15 protein-coding genes are annotated in these 17,704 nt (G+C 48.4%); all 15 read right to left on the bottom strand.

The genetic code is table 11. From position 1 onward, the window contains the following. Nucleotides 1-8 precede the first annotated feature (8 nt). A complete protein-coding gene (locus OMQ46_RS00510; RefSeq protein ID WP_266234938.1) occupies nt 9-446 on the bottom strand; it encodes an Hsp20/alpha crystallin family protein in 438 nt (145 codons plus the stop codon). Nucleotides 447-594: 148 nt separating this feature from the next. Beyond that, nucleotides 595-1,248, bottom strand: a complete 654-nt coding sequence (locus OMQ46_RS00505) for a response regulator (protein ID WP_266234936.1) — start codon at nt 1,246-1,248, stop codon at nt 595-597. Beyond that, on the bottom strand, nt 1,235-2,572 hold the full coding sequence (locus OMQ46_RS00500; protein ID WP_266234934.1) for an ATP-binding protein: 1,338 nt from the start codon (nt 2,570-2,572) through the stop codon (nt 1,235-1,237). Before OMQ46_RS00500 ends, OMQ46_RS00505 begins: the two co-directional genes overlap by 14 nt. A 24-nt stretch (nt 2,573-2,596) precedes the next feature. After that, nucleotides 2,597-3,715 carry a TonB-dependent receptor gene (locus OMQ46_RS00495; protein WP_266234932.1) on the bottom strand — a complete coding sequence of 373 codons (1,119 nt, stop codon included), beginning with the start codon at nt 3,713-3,715 and terminating at the stop codon, nt 2,597-2,599. Continuing rightward, on the bottom strand, nt 3,702-5,954 hold the full coding sequence (locus OMQ46_RS00490) for a DUF3438 family protein (RefSeq protein WP_266234931.1): 2,253 nt from the start codon (nt 5,952-5,954) through the stop codon (nt 3,702-3,704). The genes OMQ46_RS00495 and OMQ46_RS00490 overlap by 14 nt, the downstream gene beginning before the upstream one ends. A 5-nt stretch (nt 5,955-5,959) precedes the next feature. After that, on the bottom strand, nt 5,960-6,400 hold the full coding sequence (locus OMQ46_RS00485; RefSeq protein WP_266234930.1) for a hypothetical protein: 441 nt from the start codon (nt 6,398-6,400) through the stop codon (nt 5,960-5,962). Between the two features lie 13 nt (nt 6,401-6,413). Then, complete coding sequence (locus OMQ46_RS00480) at nt 6,414-7,628, bottom strand: type II secretion system F family protein (protein ID WP_266234928.1); 1,215 nt, start codon at nt 7,626-7,628, stop codon at nt 6,414-6,416. 1 nt (nt 7,629) lies between these two features. Next, the gene (locus OMQ46_RS00475; RefSeq protein WP_266234926.1) at nt 7,630-9,276 is read right to left on the bottom strand and encodes a GspE/PulE family protein; all 1,647 of its coding nucleotides are present in this window, start codon (nt 9,274-9,276) and stop codon (nt 7,630-7,632) included. Between the two features lie 12 nt (nt 9,277-9,288). Beyond that, a complete protein-coding gene (locus OMQ46_RS00470) occupies nt 9,289-9,939 on the bottom strand; it encodes a hypothetical protein (RefSeq protein ID WP_266234925.1) in 651 nt (216 codons plus the stop codon). Then, a complete protein-coding gene (locus OMQ46_RS00465; RefSeq protein ID WP_266234923.1) occupies nt 9,936-11,693 on the bottom strand; it encodes a hypothetical protein in 1,758 nt (585 codons plus the stop codon). Before OMQ46_RS00465 ends, OMQ46_RS00470 begins: the two co-directional genes overlap by 4 nt. Before the next feature lie 46 nt (nt 11,694-11,739). Then, complete coding sequence (locus tag OMQ46_RS00460; protein ID WP_266234921.1) at nt 11,740-13,311, bottom strand: prepilin-type N-terminal cleavage/methylation domain-containing protein; 1,572 nt, start codon at nt 13,309-13,311, stop codon at nt 11,740-11,742. Nucleotides 13,312-13,323: 12 nt separating this feature from the next. Further along, nucleotides 13,324-14,178 carry a type II secretion system protein GspG gene (locus OMQ46_RS00455; RefSeq protein ID WP_266234919.1) on the bottom strand — a complete coding sequence of 285 codons (855 nt, stop codon included), beginning with the start codon at nt 14,176-14,178 and terminating at the stop codon, nt 13,324-13,326. A gap of 169 nt (nt 14,179-14,347) precedes the next feature. After that, nucleotides 14,348-15,370, bottom strand: a complete 1,023-nt coding sequence (locus OMQ46_RS00450) for a type II secretion system protein (RefSeq protein ID WP_266234918.1) — start codon at nt 15,368-15,370, stop codon at nt 14,348-14,350. Nucleotides 15,371-15,496: 126 nt separating this feature from the next. Continuing rightward, a complete protein-coding gene (locus tag OMQ46_RS00445) occupies nt 15,497-15,703 on the bottom strand; it encodes a hypothetical protein (protein WP_266234916.1) in 207 nt (68 codons plus the stop codon). Between the two features lie 152 nt (nt 15,704-15,855). Beyond that, on the bottom strand, nt 15,856-17,637 hold the full coding sequence (locus OMQ46_RS00440; RefSeq protein WP_266234914.1) for a PglL family O-oligosaccharyltransferase: 1,782 nt from the start codon (nt 17,635-17,637) through the stop codon (nt 15,856-15,858). Nucleotides 17,638-17,704 lie beyond the last annotated feature (67 nt).

The raw sequence follows: 17,704 nt of genomic DNA, 5'->3' as shown, positions 1-17,704 counted from the left end.
TTTAATATTTACTGATCGACTTTGACCTCGATACGGCGGGGTTTGGCCTCCACTGACTTGGGAATAGTCAGTTCGAGCACACCATCACGGGTCTTGGCCGCAATATTGTCGAGATCAGCTCTTTCCGGCAGGGTAAAACGTCTGATAAAACTGCCACTGAATCGTTCCACGCGGCGGTAGTTATCCTTTTCTTCCTCCTTATGCCCCTGGCGCTCACCTTTAATCGTCAGGATGCCGTTTTCAGCGGTGACTTCAATGTCTTCGGATTTCACACCGGGCAGATCCGCATGAATCGTGAATTTATCCTGATCTTCACTGATATCCACGGCCGGGCTCCACTCTTCACTGTTAAAGCTGCTCTCTGTGGTCGGCGTCTGAAACAATGAATTCATTTCCCGCTGCAGTTCATCCAGCAGGCTAAGGGGTCTGTAACGTTGAATTGCCATAATAAACCTCCAAAAAACATCAAGTTAATCAGAGAGACATGTCTTTCTGACTAAAATAATGTGTCCACCAGTGAGGCTTTTCAAGAGGTTTATCAAGATTTTTTTATTGATATTGATCGGCATCAATATCAGTCACTTAGATTTTGACTCAGGGCTTAATCAGCCCCAGCACCACGGCAATATTGGCAAGTTCCGCCGCTGTGTTCACCTTCAGCTTGCTCTTAATCTGGGTGTTGTAGTTAGCCACCGTTTTATAGCCAAGGTGGAGATCATTCGCTGCTTCGTGCGCGGTCATGCCTTTAGCCAGCCGACAGAACACATCAAACTCGCGCGGTGATAATAAATCGACGACTTCGCGGTAATGCTCAATATCCATATGACGCACATCATCGATTTCAGGTAGCAGCTTCTCCTCCACATACTGTTTTCCCTCTGCCACGGCCTTGACCGCTTCAGCAAGGACTTCAGCTGCGCTGTTTTTACTGACATAGCCTCTGGCACCGGCCTGAAGTGCCCTTTCAACATAAATGGCCTCGTCATGGATGCTGTAAACCAGCACTACCGCTTTAGGATCCTGCTTATGCAGACGCCGAATCGTCTCCAGGCCGCCGATACCCGGCATCGATAAATCCATCACCACCACATCGGGCTGTAGCCTTTCATATTCCTGTCCAACCAGTTCACCCCGGTTCACATCCATGATATCGCCGATAAAGGGTTGTGCTGATAACAAAATACGAAATCCAGCGCGAACGACTTCATGGTCATCGACTAATAAAACACTGATGTTATTGTTCGTCATTCTCTCTCTCTATGAATGGCATCCAGGCCCTGACTCTGACTCCCTGACCGGGGATGGATTCGAATGCAAACTGGCCGCCCATGCTCTCAACCCGCTCGCGCATACCCAGCACACCAAAGCCTTCTCCTTCCGTTGAGCCGCCAATCCCATCATCCTCGACTCTGATAACGACCTGCTCTTTACCTTTGATGATATGTCGTCTGACCGTCACCGTTGCTTTGGATGCCTGAGCATGACGGACCACATTAGTCAGACACTCCTGAACGATGCGGTAGACATGGATGCCTACTTCATCATCAAGCCAGTTCACAGCCTCATCATAAGTTAAATCAATTTCCAGCGCAGGATATCGCCGTTGCCATTCGGTGACCAGGTCTGTCAAAGTCGCTGCGAGCCCCAAATCACTGAGGCTGAGCGGGTGCAGGGTACGCATCATCGAACGCACGACCACTGAAAGATGGTTACAGATACCAATGATAGAGTCCGCAATCTCATTGATCTTCGCTTTCGGCTGCTTGCTTGCAACAGCCATCGCCTTAACAGCGGTCAGCGATTGGCCCATTTCGTCATGCAGTTCGCGCGACATAGTCTGCCGTTCATTCTCCTGAATGTGCATCGTATGTCGGGCCAGCGCCTGGTTATTCTGTCTGGCAATATTCAGGGCCTCCGTCAGGTTATTCACTTCTGTAGCTATGGCATCGAATTCACTGATTTTGAAATGCGGTAATTTTTTACTGTATTCACCACTCTCAACACGACGCAAACCCGCCAGAATCGCATGGACACTCTTAAGCATCGATTGAAAAACGATATTAATGGCGACAAAAATGACCATCATCATCAATACTATCGACCAGAAAAAAGCGACCGACTCACCCCAGGCTTCGGCGATTTCATCGATAGGATCAGCGCGGATAAGAATGGTTTTTGTTCGACCATCCAGCAATTGAATATCATAGCTCGCAGAGGGTGCGTCGGAAGTGACCGCCATTTTGAACCAGGCCGGTGGCATATCCTCCTCGTCAGACACTCTCTTTCCCGCGAGCCATTCACTTTCACTGCCGTCATCATTCACCAGACTGATATGTATATGACGGGTTTTCTGAATAGCACTGAGCTGACGCATCCAGTGCTGTTCAGTAATCGCACGATTGGCTGGATATTTGAAGCTCAGATCAATCATCTGGAGGGCCAGGTTAAAAGAGGAATTGATCTCTTTCTGAACCGACTGACGCGCCTGCCAGATGGCCATCAGGCCGCCAATAATGAGAATCAAGACAACAGACAGCACAATCCTGGCGTTGATCAGCCCTCGCAAGCTCATAGCTGAATCAGGTATGTTGCTGGATCAAAAATCATAATTTAGCCCCAGGCTGAACCCATAGCTTTCCCAATCGACCTCGTTGAGTTTAATGCTGACTTCATTACCGTTAGAGAAATAAGTTGTATCAACGCCATCTCTGTCCGCAAGCCAGTTTTTATATTCAAAATCCAAAGTGACTGCAAGTGCAGGTGAAACAGACCACTTGCTGTTGATTCCAGCCACCCATCCAGTGCCTTCTGCCTCATGTTCAAAGCTAACAGGCTGTGCAAAATCCGTCCTTAAGTTCCATTGAGCTTCCGCATCGTACTCAAAGTAGTGATACTCAAGATTCAGCCCAAGGCTAAAGCGATTTTCTTTGATAAAAATCGTCTCCAGCCCCACCCAAGGACCAAACCAGGTAGTGTCGTAACTCGAGTCCAGCCCTTCAAAGGGCCCGTTTGCTGGTATGGTTTGATAACCATCAACTGTTTTGAGATTCTGGCTGTGATAGGCGAGCCCTAGTTTTGGCCTTAATTCAAAACTTGAAGTATTAGCCTGGTTTAAAGGCCAGGCAAAGCGATGCCCAGCAGCCAAAGAGATATCGAGAATATTGCCTTCATCTGCCCCATTGTTGGAACGAGAGAATTCCAATGTACGGTTGTTTCCTAAATAATCGGAATCCTGATTTTTACCATCAAAGATTTCACCCCAGACTAGGTCACCGTTCACGAACCAGTTATTTTTCAGATATAAATTAGCGCCCAGATTAATAGTTGCAATTTCCAGATCCTGCCATGTGAGCTCCGATAAAATATTCGGCTGTCCCCCTAAACCCGCGATACTCCACTGAAGGTCATCTCGGCGATACCCCGTTTTGATATAAATGTCCGCATAATCATAGGTCAATGGCGGCACTTTTTTCTCGGGACGTCTGTCATAGACGTGTAATTTTAACCTCTCAGGTTCTTTAGCTTTATTGTTTGGAACGGAAGACGGTTGATAAGTGCTTGTCGATTTAATCTCAGCCAGTTGTTTTTCATTTTCTGATGTAGGCACTTCCTCAAATACATGCATGGTTAACTTCGGTGCTGCCAAAGCTGAAAACGACACGCAGAGGACCGGCAATGAGGTCAATGATAGGCGCATCCATTTACCGGGTTTCATTCATCACCTCCTCAAACGGCAAGGCTGAAATCAGATACATATAGGTCGTGTCACCCTCCTGCCCCCGAGGTGCCAGCGAAGTATTCTCAACTGTCGAGGCAAGCCAACGACCATTAATGTCTTGATAATTGACGGGCTGCTCTACGCTTGTTGTATTAAGGACCCGCACCGCAGTGACATACATCCCCCCCCTATTCCATGCATCCAGAGGCTTGGCCGCTAACTGAGTACCAGGGAAAATATCTTCACGCAGGGCACGTGGCACCCTAACCAGCGAGTATAGAGGGTCCTTGAGTCTATCGATTTCACTGATGCGCATCATGTCTGCGGCATATTCACTCATTTCCATATAGATTTCTTGACGACTTGCGTTGGCCGAATCCATTGTTTCAGCAGCCGTGGCTGTTTCCGCATTCACATCATCTTCTTTATCAATGAAACGGTTTGGCGGTTCAGCCGGATCCGGGTAGCCCGCGTTGTGCGACTTGTAAAAAAGATTATCGTTGTTTCGAATGCTCTCGCTTTCTCCAGGCACATTCATAATTCGCGGAGTTATCAAGAGGACAGTCTCGGTCTCTTCTTCACCTTCAATTGTGGATGTGAACAATCGCCCAATAACTGGAATTTCACCCAATAGGGGGACTTTCCGTTCATTGCGGTTTTCGCTGGTTCGAATCAAGCCTCCGACAGCAACTGTCAGATTATTTTTGGCCATTACCGTTCCGGTAAGCCTGGCAGTGTCTACTGTATCAACCGGTACATTAGTAATACCCGTCACCGTATCTCCCACCGGAATCGTGCCACCCCCTTCATTTACAGTGGAATTTTCCTGTTCAATGAACAATTCAACCGTTTGGTCATTGTTAATTCTTGGCGTAAGGCGCAGGGTAATCCCGATATCCTCACGAGAAATCTGGGCTTCAACAAAAGCCTGTTGCAATACAATCCCGTTATCTATAACTGCCGGGAAAAACTCAAAGCCTTCCGTCAGCAGAACTTCCTCACCGATGAATAACTCTGCAGGCCTGTGATTGGAAGCAACAACCATTGGATTGGATAGAACCTTGATACGATTTCGTTCTTCAAGAAATTGAATGTTGGCCCGCAGACGGTTGTTGAGAAACTCATAAACAAAAGTACCGGAGTTCAGCAGGTTATTATTGCCAAGCAAAATCGGGTTTTGTGACTGATTACTGCCACTGGGCTGCAGCTCAAAGTTGAAGATTGAATTGATATCTTCGCCAAGAACCACGTTAAGGATTCGCATTTCCAGCATCACCTGTGGGACAGGAATATCCATCCGGTCTATCAGCTGTTTGATGCCAGACAACACTGCTCGGTCGTCTGATCGCACAACAAGCATATTATGCTCATTATTGACCGTCACATAAATGGGCTGAGACTGGACTGTAGCCTGCTGCAGCGCCTCTTGACTGACATTGCGGGCTCCTGACTGCTCAATTGCCGAAGCAATCTGTTCGATCTGATCGACAGTGAGTTCATCGCCATCCAAGACCGCACCCGACTGCGTCAGGTTATCACGACCAATACCACTCCGCCCGCGGGAACTGCCACTAGAGCGACTCGTTCGACTTGAGTTACGTACACTTCGGTTGTTCCCTCTGACGTTGCCGAAACTTCCTCTTTGAGAGCCTGAGCCTATGCTGTTTCCGGAACCAAAACCAGAACCGAAACTGTTTGAGGCGGGTGGCAAACCATAAGAGAGCAAAACCCGTTGACCATAAATGTCTTCAATAGCTTGTGCGATCACCAGCACATTGGCATTGAGAAGACGGAATATCTCGATGTTTTCGCTTTCCCTGACAATCAAATCCTTACTGTACTGCTCACGCGTCATTAAACGATAGGTATCGGTATCTTCATCATAGCGGTACCACAAATCACTGATGCGACTGATTGATTTAACTGCATCCAGAATCGTGACATCCTTCAGATGAATCGTGACCTGTCTCTGCGCTGCTTCCGGCGTCGCAATAATATTCTGCCGACTCAACTCAGAAAGGGTTCGAACAACATCACTGATCGCACTACCCGTGAACTCAACCTCTCTGATACGCGTGGTGTTGTCAGGATTATTGATAACAGGCCGAGGCGGGATAGCCTGTGGTCGCTCGGCGATGTAAGTCTGATTCATCACCGTTTGATTCTGCGTTTCAGCTGAGGCCAAACCAGCAACGATCATGCTCACCAGTACAAAACTTATTCTTGTGGATTTCATATAACTCATCTTAAAACGCGAATACGGCCGAGTGTCCCGGTTTCTATGGTGATACTCAGTCGGGAAATTTCAGAAATACGAATGGCATTGGCGGGCTGTCTGGGATCAATGTTAATTTCATCCCCCTCACGCACCATGTAAACACCGCTGCCGCTGATCTCGAGCAATGCCAGCTCTTCCTGCTCTCCCTCCGGTGTGATGAAACCTCTGAGGCGCATTTTAGGAATCTGTATCTCAACATCATCTGGCGCTGGACGAAATCCGAATGCATCACTATCAATGTTCGCCACCGTCCCCGCCTGTTCGTACATCAGAATACTCGGCGTGAAAGGGTCACGGATAAATGTTCGATCATTACTCGCACCTTGCATTTCGTTCGCACTTATTGCGCCCAAGTGGGCGAGTATGAGGCCGGAAATAATTAACTTGATCACTTGTTTCATCATGTTTTCCTGCTGTCTAGGCTGCAAGGGCAAAAAGCGCCTGAAAAAAGGCATAATAGACAAAGCCCACCATACCGCCGATGATCAGAATCATCGCCGGTTCAAGCATGGCAGACAGACGTTTGATACCAATTTCAAGTAGGTTCTGATAGTAGATCCCAAGTTCCTGCTGGATACGATCCAATGAACCTGTTCTCTCGCCAATAGCAATCATATGTGTCACCAGTGATGGCATTTGAGGATGCTGGATACTACTGGCCAGATCCCGCCCCGCCATGACGCTTTCCGATGCCCGCTTTAGTTTGTCCGAGTAGATTTTATTGGCTATGAGATCTGCTGTTATCTTGAGTGTTTCAAAAATTGTTATGCCGCTTCGCATCAGAATTGATGAGGCCCAGTTCATCTGTGACATTGACCCGTATATAATTAATTTGCCAAACACCGGCGTGCTGAGCAGGATGCGATCAATCCAGCGTCGGCCGGGGTAGGTTTTATAAGTGATCAGAATAAGGATCATTATGGCAATCATCACGCCGATAATGGTCAGCCCGTTCTCTCTCAGGAAAGCCGCACCGTCAATTAAAGTCTGTGTTGATTCTGGCAGTCGTTTACCACGCCCCTGAATAAATTGTGCAAATTTGGGAATGATCATTGTCACCATGAATACCGCCACGCCAATCGCAGCCAATATGACCACCACTGGGTAAATCATGGCGTTGATCATCTGCTTGCGTAGCTGTGATTTTTTTTCCAGATGAATCGCAAGCCGGTCCATAATCACATCCAACTCACCCGTGCTCTCCCCGGCAACCACCAGATTAATCGCGATATTACTGAATACATCCGGGTGTTTACGCAACGCAGAGGACAGAGATTGGCCTGCCTCAATATCACGGTGCATTTTCCTGAGCGCAAAGTTGAGCCTGGGACTACTCACTTGCGTCGCAGCCAATTGGATACATTCAGCCAGTGGCAGACCTGCTCTGAGCATGAATGCCATTTGCCGGTAGAAGAAAATTAAGGCGTCAGTCGAAGCAGATCGTTGTGTCGCATACCAATCGCTGAAGTTATCCTGTCCTAGAAAACCTGAACGACGTTTTTCTTTGATATCAAGGACACGCAACCCCTCTGTACGCAGTGCCTGGGCCACAGCATTAGTATTTTCCGCCTGCATCTTACCGGAGAGCTCCTCCCCGGTCCGACTCAAAGCCTGATAAGCAAACATCGGCATCTCAGGCTATCTCCGCCATATCATGACGTTTGAAAACAGCCACATCACGGACCTCGTCCAGCGTGGTAAGCCCTCTCAGAACTTTTTCACAGCCATCTTCCCACATAAATTTGAGGGCTTTCCCCGCATTGGCTTCCAGTGTTTCTTCATCGGCCCCTTTTGCTACCATTCTTGCCAGACGCTCGTCGAACCAAAGCGTTTCGAACAGGCCCAAACGACCTCTGAAGCCCTGGCCCTGACAGACGGCACAGCCTACTGGCTCGAAAATTTCGACCTCATCTTCAACACCCAACAGCACTTTTTCATCATCCGTAGCTGGTCGGCTTTTGGCACAGTGGCGACAGAGGCGTCTGACCAGCCGTTGCGCAATCACCGCCGTCATCGTTGAACCAATCAAAAATGGTTCGCAGCCAATATCGACCAGACGCGTCACAGCGCTCACGGCATTGTTTGTATGTAATGTAGAGAAAACCAAGTGGCCCGTCATGGCTGCCTTGACGGCCACGTCAGCCGTTTCAGAGTCACGAATCTCCCCCACCATCAACACATCCGGGTCATGACGAAGCAAAGACCGTAGTGCATCGGCAAAATTAATCTTGGGGCCAGTCTGAATTTGTGAGATACCGTCAATCACATATTCAATCGGGTTCTCCACCGTCATGATATTGATATCGGAATGATTGATTTCCTGCAGTGCGGCGCACAATGTGGTTGATTTACCACTTCCAGTAGGCCCCGTAAGCAAAATCATGCCGTAAGGTTTTCGTATCGCCTGCTTGAACTCGATCAAATCATTCTCAAGAAAGCCCAAATCAGTCAGTGTGAGGCTGTTGCTTTCACTACCGAGTAAACGCATGGTAATGCGCTCGCCCAAGCGGGTCGGCGCTGTCGCCACACGAATGTTGAATTCCATATCAACGGGAGAGGCAAGTCGATAAGAGAAACCACCATCCTGGGGCATCCGCTGCTCTGAAATATCCAGTCCAGACAATACTTTCACCCGGGATATCAATCCCGCTGCAACAGACTGGTCAGCATCAAGGGGATAATCTGTTAGTTTGCCATCCACCCGGAAGCGAACACGTAAGCCATCCTCTTCCGTCATTAAATGCACATCCGATGCCCGATTAAGATAGGCATCCTTGAGAACACTATCCAGGACGGCAACCAAATCTGTTTCAGTCACTGCTGCAGACTCATTGGCTTGGCCTACAGCGGTGTTGGCCAGCACTTTCCTGATTGCCAGTCGCAAGCGTTCAGGGTCACTCATCACTACAGGTAAAGTCGTGCCTATCAGGCGTAACGCAGAATCGATCGACATTCGATCTGTAGGATCACTAACAACCAGCATGTCACGAGAGTCCACTGTCATGACCAACAATTGTTTGCGGTTGATCAGGCTGGACGGGATCTTCTTGGTGAGCGTCGCATTCAGCTCGGCATCCGTTAAGTCAACAAAATCGTGGCCATGCTCTTCTGCCAGGGCTCTATGCATGGCTGAGAGAGGTAAACGGTAATGCGCAAGCAACTTTGATAATAGTGGCACCCGCTCGCGCCTGCCGATCAGACGCAATTGTTCAACGGTTGACTCTTCTATAAGCCCCGTTTCGACCCCCGCTCTGATTAATTGTTCATCTCTGACAGCCATGAAAGTCCTTGTTTAGAGCGCTAAAATCATTTCCGTTTTCAACATTTGTGAGGTACCTCTGAAAGGCGATATCTCAAGCTTGTCAATATTCAGACGAATCACGGTGACTTGATAGGCGAGCTCATCCAGACCATGGATAAAACGCCTGAACGCAAGATAACTGCCATCGACTTCAAGTCGNTGCAAAGGGCGCTGAAACATTGAACCAGGNGCCATACGTATTATNNAANCTNCTGTTGCCGGCGGTATTACTTCCTCCCCGTTATTACCGCGCCGACCACTGATAGGCTGAGCCCGAAGTGCCTCATTGACTCTAATTCGAATACCACTGTCACGTGCAAGCTCAGAGATCTTCACCTTCAGTTCCTGTGAATCTATCGGTGCCAGTTGCATTTCAACCTGGCCAGCACTCTCTCGAATGGCATCCAATGCTTTTTTCTGGTCTTCAAGCTCACGCTTGATTTCGTCTATTCCTTCTTGAGGCTCATTAGGAATTTCCATTTTGGCAAGACGGTTAAGCGTAGCGTCTTTTTGCCGTTCAAGACTTTGAATAGTCTCGAGCCGTGGCTCAAACCTCAATAAGCCATAGCCACCAAGAATTACGACAACCAGGATTGTGCCTGCCAGGATACGTTCACGTTTATTGAATTGTCTCAACTTCATGCCTGCGTATCCCCAATCTCCGTTTCTGAGACCACTCGCACCAGGCTCATCGATACCGAATAGCCTGACAGATTCATTGGGCCCGGTTTCTCGATGACCTGAATATCTCTCACCTCCATATCCCAAGCGGCCACAGAGAGTTTCATGTTTTGTACAAATTCCTGCGCCGCACTTTCTGTGAGCGCCCAGGCATCAATGTTGAAATTGTCAGTTTCTATCCCCCCCGGCTTACTCGGCGGTGACGCTGATGGCTGCACAGACGCGCGCCGCCCCATTTCATCAACCCGACTAACGATGATCTGCTCATTAATATTGTTTTGAAGCACACCGAGTATGGCCTGAACCAGCAGCGCTCTCTCGGGCAGTTCCTGACCAAAAAATTCCAACCTGGCTTCCATTCTTCGTTGGTTTTCTTTCTGCTCTTCCAACTCTGCTTTCTGTTTTTCAATCGCTTCACGTTGTTTCTTTATGCGATCTACTGCCGCATCCAGAACGGCAGCACGTTCATCAACTTCAGCTTTTTCTTTACTGATGGAAGCCTGCTGGATAGACATCGTTATCTCAGAGATCACGATCAAAAGCAGCATGGCTGAAACTAGCGCTAAAGCCTGTGTTTCGGGTCTGTGCCAGGTTGGTGGCAATGGTCCTCCCGGCCTGACCATACTGATTTTTTTAGCGCCTTTGAGACCAAAAAACAGCCGTCCAGCGGCAAACATGCCTGGTGATAGTCCATCGCGCTCATCAAACATCACCAGATCAGGTTCGTTTGCCAACGCAGAACTCAAACTTCGTCTCAAGCTTGGCAGGCTATCCGGAGGGGCTGCGAGAACTACGCCGGGATGCTGAGCGTTTTCAGCATGAAAAACTTCCAGACAAGCATCCAGCATTGAAGCACTGCGATTGACATAATGCTGAACCGAAACGATCAGGTCGCGTTTCAAATGCACAGAGGTAGTGATAAATTCTGTTGTCTCCAGTACAACCAGGTGTTTCTCCGCATGCTCGATCAATGCCACACTATTTCCTGTCAGTGGCATCAGACCGGCAAGATGAAGCTTATAGTCTTCGCAGAGCTCACTCCACTTATCTATCACAGACTGATGCGTGGCCGTTGTCAGCCAATTCCAGACACCCGGCGCATCATCCACCTCACCCTGGGCTGACCAGCCACATTGAACGTCATCGTCCTCACCCCGCAACCAATCCTGTACCACAAACAGGGACTGTGCCTGCTCACGAGTGACATAACCCAGCTCAAGCGCCATTTCACCGAATCGTTTATTACCACGCTCGTTTCTATTGCCTTCCTGTTTTTGCAGCTTTTGCGCCTGATTGATTTCCAGCACCTGCTCCGGTGAGAGCATGCCGTGTGACTCCATTAACTGTCCGAGCGTCCATTGCAGTTGATGCTGCATCAATAGGGGTTCTACTTCCCAGCGAACCAATTCATGCATCTGATTAACCGGCTTCGGTTTTTTCGGTGAGACCGGAAGCTCTACCATCGCAGTAATCACAGAGGGGGTCAGAATGACGACATGTTTACCCTGCCAGCCTTGCGTTTTAAGCGAGCTCAGAATCTGGCTGAAGGCGACTGCAGGATCAATACTGTCTGATGATGCGGTGGCCTGGACCTGGAGTTTTTTTCCAGCTTTACTGAAGACCGCTGCCTGCATAGACAGGCCAGTCCATTCGCAGACCATGACATTATTAGGACGCAGGGAAGTTAATTTATCGGTCAGATTCTTTAAATTCATTCTAGCTCGGTCTTCAAGTAGTCAAACTGATTGCTTATGTGCCGCATCAGAGCCCGCCCCATAAGAATGGTTCTGGCTTAACAGGACCACTTGTTCGCGGAATAACAACAACATCCTCAGTGGCGTTGGAAAAATTAGCTTCATCACAGGTGCCGTCAACGTATACATGCCCATTGTTCTCACAAACCACCGTCAGGCTATGAACGCCGAGAGGCAAACTCAACGACGCGGGGATGATTAAATCATTACCACTTGATGCAGTACCCGCTGGCACAGCAAAAACATCACCAGAAGTTGTGGTGGTCACAGTTCGGTTGGCCAATGTAAATGCTTCGGATACCGTGATGGTATCGCCTCCCAGCACGACCGTATTATTTGAAACCACAGAGCTGCTATTGGCTGGAAGGCTGATTGTAGCCGTATTGGGTAATGTCAGTGTTGTACCGGAAATGCTACTGCCATCAGGGACTTTGATGGCGCGTTTTGCCAAGTTATTTGCAATAAAAGTTATCACATTGGTCGAAGCCAGAATCTCTGATGAGGCGCCCGGCGTGACTTCCATAAAATTGCCATCGGGCTCCGCCAGATTGCTAATCTCTATCGTGCAGGCACCATTACAATAACTGGCAACTTTATATTCATCGATATAATCCTCAGGGAGTGGTGCTGACTCCGTGGTGTAACTGATCACCGTGCCGGGCACAAGCGTAATTTCATCTCCTGACTTATTGATGGCTGCAGAAAATCGTATTTTCTCAACAGTCGATAATGGAACGGTTATCTCTGCATTAGTGACACTGCTAATGTTTAAGGTTGGGAATACTGACGACAGCGAGCGACTCACCTCCCGCTCTGCTTCGGTCGCCGGCCATGATTCGGGGGCGCCTCCCACTGGAAAGCTTAATTTAAGTCTGAACTCCTGGAATGTCAGCGAGGAGTCAAAATTCAAGATTGTCGACACATTGCCCCATGAATTTCCAAGCGTCAGTATGTAGTCATTCAGGTTCGTCAAGGTGGCACTGATATCGTCAACGGCACTACTTAGATCAAATCCGCTACTAACTATTTGCACTTCGCCGGTGACGGGATCAGCCTCAAAACGCTGCCAGCCAAAATTCAAATCGTCCTCAACCGGATCGGTACTGACATTGCTGTAACCATCCCGGAATGTGCTGACACCACTATCCTCCTGCTCCCCCTGCAGGTAGGGGCCGCGCCAGCCGCTCCCCCTGCCTGTTTCAGTATTCAGCTGCCAGATTCGGATATTGTTTTCTGCATCATCGTCACAGGGAGAGGCATAAACACCGTCTACAATATCGACGACTTCGCCTAATGTAATGAGCTCCTTGAGGCATAGCGGTAAACGCCCAACATCAGAGATAAATCCGCTGATTTCTGGCGAGTTGTCAATCGTGCGGTTCGGGTCACCAATGATGGCACGTTTAATCGCCGCCATTCGCCTTTGCGTCTCCTCATAATCAGCCCGTTGTTCGACATTTTCAGTGAATAACAGCCCCGCTGAGGCGAGCAAGCCAACAAGAAACAGTACCAAGACCATTTCCAGCAATGTGAACCCTGCCGCCTGCAAGCGTGATAAATGAGAACGTGCCGAAGTCACTCTTTTATCTCCCTACCTCAACAAACACAAAACAAAATCGTCATTTTGTGGGATGCAGGGATCGTCAATGACCTCAGGATCCGGATTGGTTTTTGCGACATCGTAGTTACTGATCTCACTATCCAGAATCCCATCCGGCCCAGAGCTTACAATACGGGCGATATCAGCCGGGAGTATGTCGGTGACGGGGTCAAATGCCGCATCATTTGCTGCGACACAGACATAATTCCCCGTTGAACTATCAATGGCATAGTCACCTGAGTCTGCTTCACAGCGATGGTTCTGCCCCAGGGTCAGCTCCGCTTCCAGCAACAGGTAGGGATTGCCCCAACCGTCAGTCAGTCCTTCTTTGCTAATGTAAGGGCCATTCCATCCCAGTTGGGTACTTCTGTTCCACGTTAAGGCAGCCAGATCAGGGTCTGCAATGTCATAAGGGAAGGTGTTCAGCATGAAAAGCGCATTTGAGGCCTGTACTTCGTTACTGGCATTGTTCAGCGCAGAAAGACACCAGTCCTGCCACACAGCCTGAGAAGCGCCACCGGCTGGAAGCACAAAGGCATCAATAAAACCGACATCACCGAAGTTATTGCGGAAATCAAGGGGGTTGTAGACGCCCGGGCGATAGATGCTGCAAGGCAGTTCACGATTATCACGACGAAACTGCAGCAAGGCCTTTTGCAACTCGGCCATTTCCAGTCGGGTGATATTCTCACGTGCCTGATCTTCATTACCATCAAAGGCATTGATCGCGGCAATACTGACGATGCCCAGCAAGACAATGACAAGCAGAATTTCTATCAGTGTGAAACCGGCCTGTTTTTTCTTATTGTTAGTGCTGTTAACTCGGTCAAACAATAAAAACCACATTTACTTGTTCCCGATAGATTGATCTCACGCTGAATTTAGCGCCCCTGTTTACGCTGCATGGCATCCTGTTCATACAAAACGTTCTGGCAATAAGCTTTATTGACGCAACGTTCTGAAATAAAGAAAGGGCGGGCTGAGCCCGCCCCTCTTTTGGCATCTCTAAACGAGATTATTGCTGAGCTTCTGAAACCAGCTCGTCAATGTTTTTGCCATCAGTTGATACGATAGCAATCAGACGCAGAGTATCGTTCCATGACCACTCAGCTCCTGCACCATTGGGGTCACCATCTGCGTCACCATATTGGCCAGCTTGGAACAAACCAATGTAACGAGAATAGTGAATTTCAGGGTTTACTGAAGTATCTTCATCACCAGTATTACGGACATAGGTTGGTGATTGCGCAATCGCTACGTTACTGAAAGTGGTTGATGCAGCAGCATCACCACCAAAGCCAAGAGCAATCATCATGTGACATTCATCACCCTCAAGAGCGTCACCATAACGGTTTTGCAGATTGTTACCACTGACAGAAACTGTGGTGTCAAATGCTGCTGTTGGATAATCGTTGGTCAAGATTCCTGTTGGACACTGATCGTTTGGAACAACTGCCAGATGCGATGGGAACTCCCCGTCTTCAATTTCCGCTTCAAAGGCATCACCAGTACTTTCATTGTGGAATCGGTTAGGTGCAGGATTGTCAGCGACCGCAGTGGTAAAGTTGGAGCCTGTGTTAAGAACTTGTAATTCTTCAATACCAGACTCTTCAAACATTTCTTGCAAAACTTCATGTTCTGTATCACCTGATACAGGTGCTTGCCATGCAGCCAGGAATGTTCTCATTGATGGGGCGCGGAAGAACATTTCTGAGCCACCCTCTTCAACTAAGTTATCCCACTGATTGGGATATACATTCTCTACCGCACGGTAAGTACGAATGGCGCGGTCAATAGTCGCTGCAGCATTACCGGCAGAGGCCGCTTCAGCAGCTTCACCCACGTCTTCATAGGCAATCAGTGCACCGGTTGCCAGAATCGCGATCAGGGTGATAACCACAAGCAGTTCCAGCAGGGTGAAACCTTTTTCTTTACCTTGCAGTTTTTTTGCTTTGTTACGCAGTTGTTCGTCTTTGATGACTGACAAATCCGCTTTACGGAATTTGGCAATCGCCGATTTCATTTGGTTGATGTTCATTTATATCTCTCTCAGGATTTTGAGCCTCAGCCACCCCTAGCGGCCTGTTGGACATCGGGTTTAAAAGTTTTTTATTGATGTGACCCGCTCACACTCATTGCTGTCATCCGGTTTTATTCACTCCTGTCAGGAGGCGGCTCCCTGCTCACCGGGGAAATCAATCACGTAACGGTACTGTTTACCGCAATGCAGAATGACTTCTTTTTGACGGCGTTTGAGAATACGAACCTCAACACGGATATCACCATAACCATCATGTGCCAGGATATCGTCTACCAGTTCCAGCAGTTTGGCTTTCAGTGGATGTTGGTCTGTGTCGACTTTGGCATTCATGAATGTGACTCTCTCCGGTTGAACTTCGTTGACGTTGATATTAGGCGAATCAGGAAAGGTTCCCTATAGGAATAATTCCTGAAATTAAAAGCGATAGTTTTGCGTATGATTTCGGAATAAATTCCCGCCGCTTTTTTTGTTCCTGATTAAGTTCACTCATCAATCCCCAGTTCTGACTCGGAAGCTTGGTAGGGGTCCTGGAGAATAATGAGTATGGGCAACAGGGCATTTTCCTGTCGCTTCACAACCTGCGCCAGGACAAAACGATGATAGGCTTCACGATATTCCGGGAATTGCTTGATTGCCATCCGCACCATCTTCTGTGCCGCAACTGGCTGGTTATTCATGGCCAGCAAATAGGCATGTGTGTATGTTTCAACACGACCAGGCCAGTTCTCAATTACCTGCTGACTGATTGTCAGCTTGTCTTTGATCAACGCCGGTTGATTAGGTAACACTCTGACCAGAAAGTTATCGGCAACCGGGGTAAAAACCGATGTTTCCCTGAGTTGATGGAGTTTTTCCAGGTTCTTATCGATTTCTGATTGCGGCAATCCTTCCTCACGTAACGAGGTCAGCGTAGTCTCAAGTTGCTGATAGCTGGTCAGCATATTTCCCATCGACCAGGCTGAAAAAATGAAGATGACTAAGAAAAAGACAGGTGCCAGCTGAAAACGAATTTGCAATGGTCGCTCTGAGCCCAGTCCCAGCAGCAGGCTCGCAATGGCCAGAAAAGTCATATACCAGAGTGGATATTCCAGCATGCTGTGAATACCGATCACTGATAACAGTGCCAATAACCACCAGCGTTCAGCGGTCATTGTGTTAAGAAACTGTTCTCTAAACCAATACAACATACCGCCAGTAAGAATCATTGCCCCAACAATGCCAGTCTCTGCCAGTAACTGCAGAACAAGATTGTGGGCATGATGCCAAAGTCCTTTTAAGGAAGGATAAGCTTCCGTCACCGTGAAGTTGTACCAGGAAAATTCTGCCCAACCAGCACCCAACCAGGGATGTTGTCTGAACAAATTCCAGGCCTGATCAATAAGCAGTAAACGACTGGATTCCGAGCCCAGCGTCTGTGCCAGCCGTTCTGCGGGCATTTTCGACGGTTCGAGAAAAGCCAGCATAGGGACGATAAGTTGAGCCAGAATAAACCCAGGTATCAACCAAAGTAATGCCGTGGGCTTCATCGCGGTTGACTGGTTTTGGGAAACAGTTCTACCTAGAAACCAGCCACCAAAAGCCAGCAAGGCGACGTACAGGATCGCCATCCGCTGACCACCTTGGGCAAAACCCAGCAGAATCAGCCCGGCAATCAGCACAGTGATGAGCGTATTAACACGACCACTCATCCTGAGATAAAGCAATGATGCAAGTCCCAGGGCCAGATAATTGGAGAAGTGATTGACCTGACCGATATTGCCGGATTTGCTATCGAGTATCCACTTTGCCAAAGCGTGCTCATCTGGCAAAAGCTTCCCAATAGGTAACAAAATCATAATGCAGGTCGCACCGACAACAAATGCCCAGGCGATACCCGGTACGATTTTTTCCAATGACACTGTATGTCTGAGGTTGGCAGCTAAGATCATCAGCAATGCTGACAGTCCAAGATAGAGCATGGCGACAAATTGATTCTGCCAGTAATCAGGCATGCCTAGCGCTATTTGCAACCCTAAAACCCCCATCAGCCCCAGCGGCACAAAAGTGATGACAGGAATTTGCAAATTGTCTTGTCTTTGACCAATCAAAAACAAACTGGCAAATACTGCCAACAAAGCAGCTGCCCATTCATTATAAAAACTGGCGATAGGAGGCATGTGATAAGGCGACAAAAACGGCAACACACACATCAGTGCCAGCATAAAAATACTGAAACCGGCAAGAAGAGAACGTGGTGGTTGGTCGTTGGAGGTTACTGCCGTCATTGACTGAGTCCCGCTGTGGTCATTGAAAATCAGTCAATATTAGTGAGGGAATCGCAAACAGGCATTA

The sequence above is a fragment of the Methylophaga sp. OBS1 genome (genome assembly GCF_026319365.1).
Note: the sequence above shows the minus strand (reverse complement) of the source record. Positions and strands in the feature narration are given on the sequence as shown.

Bases quoted from the DNA above. Each gene is read 5' to 3' on its own strand.
- OMQ46_RS00510 (WP_266234938.1), bottom strand. From the start codon at position 446: ATGGCAATTCAACGTTACAGACCCCTTAGCCTGCTGGATGAACTGCAG.
- OMQ46_RS00505 (WP_266234936.1), bottom strand. From the start codon at position 1,248: ATGACGAACAATAACATCAGTGTTTTATTAGTCGATGACCATGAAGTC.
- OMQ46_RS00500 (WP_266234934.1), bottom strand. From the start codon at position 2,572: ATGAGCTTGCGAGGGCTGATCAACGCCAGGATTGTGCTGTCTGTTGTC.
- OMQ46_RS00495 (WP_266234932.1), bottom strand. From the start codon at position 3,715: ATGAAACCCGGTAAATGGATGCGCCTATCATTGACCTCATTGCCGGTC.
- OMQ46_RS00490 (WP_266234931.1), bottom strand. From the start codon at position 5,954: ATGAAATCCACAAGAATAAGTTTTGTACTGGTGAGCATGATCGTTGCT.
- OMQ46_RS00485 (WP_266234930.1), bottom strand. From the start codon at position 6,400: ATGATGAAACAAGTGATCAAGTTAATTATTTCCGGCCTCATACTCGCC.
- OMQ46_RS00480 (WP_266234928.1), bottom strand. From the start codon at position 7,628: ATGCCGATGTTTGCTTATCAGGCTTTGAGTCGGACCGGGGAGGAGCTC.
- OMQ46_RS00475 (WP_266234926.1), bottom strand. From the start codon at position 9,276: ATGGCTGTCAGAGATGAACAATTAATCAGAGCGGGGGTCGAAACGGGG.
- OMQ46_RS00465 (WP_266234923.1), bottom strand. From the start codon at position 11,693: ATGAATTTAAAGAATCTGACCGATAAATTAACTTCCCTGCGTCCTAAT.
- OMQ46_RS00455 (WP_266234919.1), bottom strand. From the start codon at position 14,178: ATGTGGTTTTTATTGTTTGACCGAGTTAACAGCACTAACAATAAGAAA.
- OMQ46_RS00450 (WP_266234918.1), bottom strand. From the start codon at position 15,370: ATGAACATCAACCAAATGAAATCGGCGATTGCCAAATTCCGTAAAGCG.
- OMQ46_RS00445 (WP_266234916.1), bottom strand. From the start codon at position 15,703: ATGAATGCCAAAGTCGACACAGACCAACATCCACTGAAAGCCAAACTG.
- OMQ46_RS00440 (WP_266234914.1), bottom strand. From the start codon at position 17,637: ATGACGGCAGTAACCTCCAACGACCAACCACCACGTTCTCTTCTTGCC.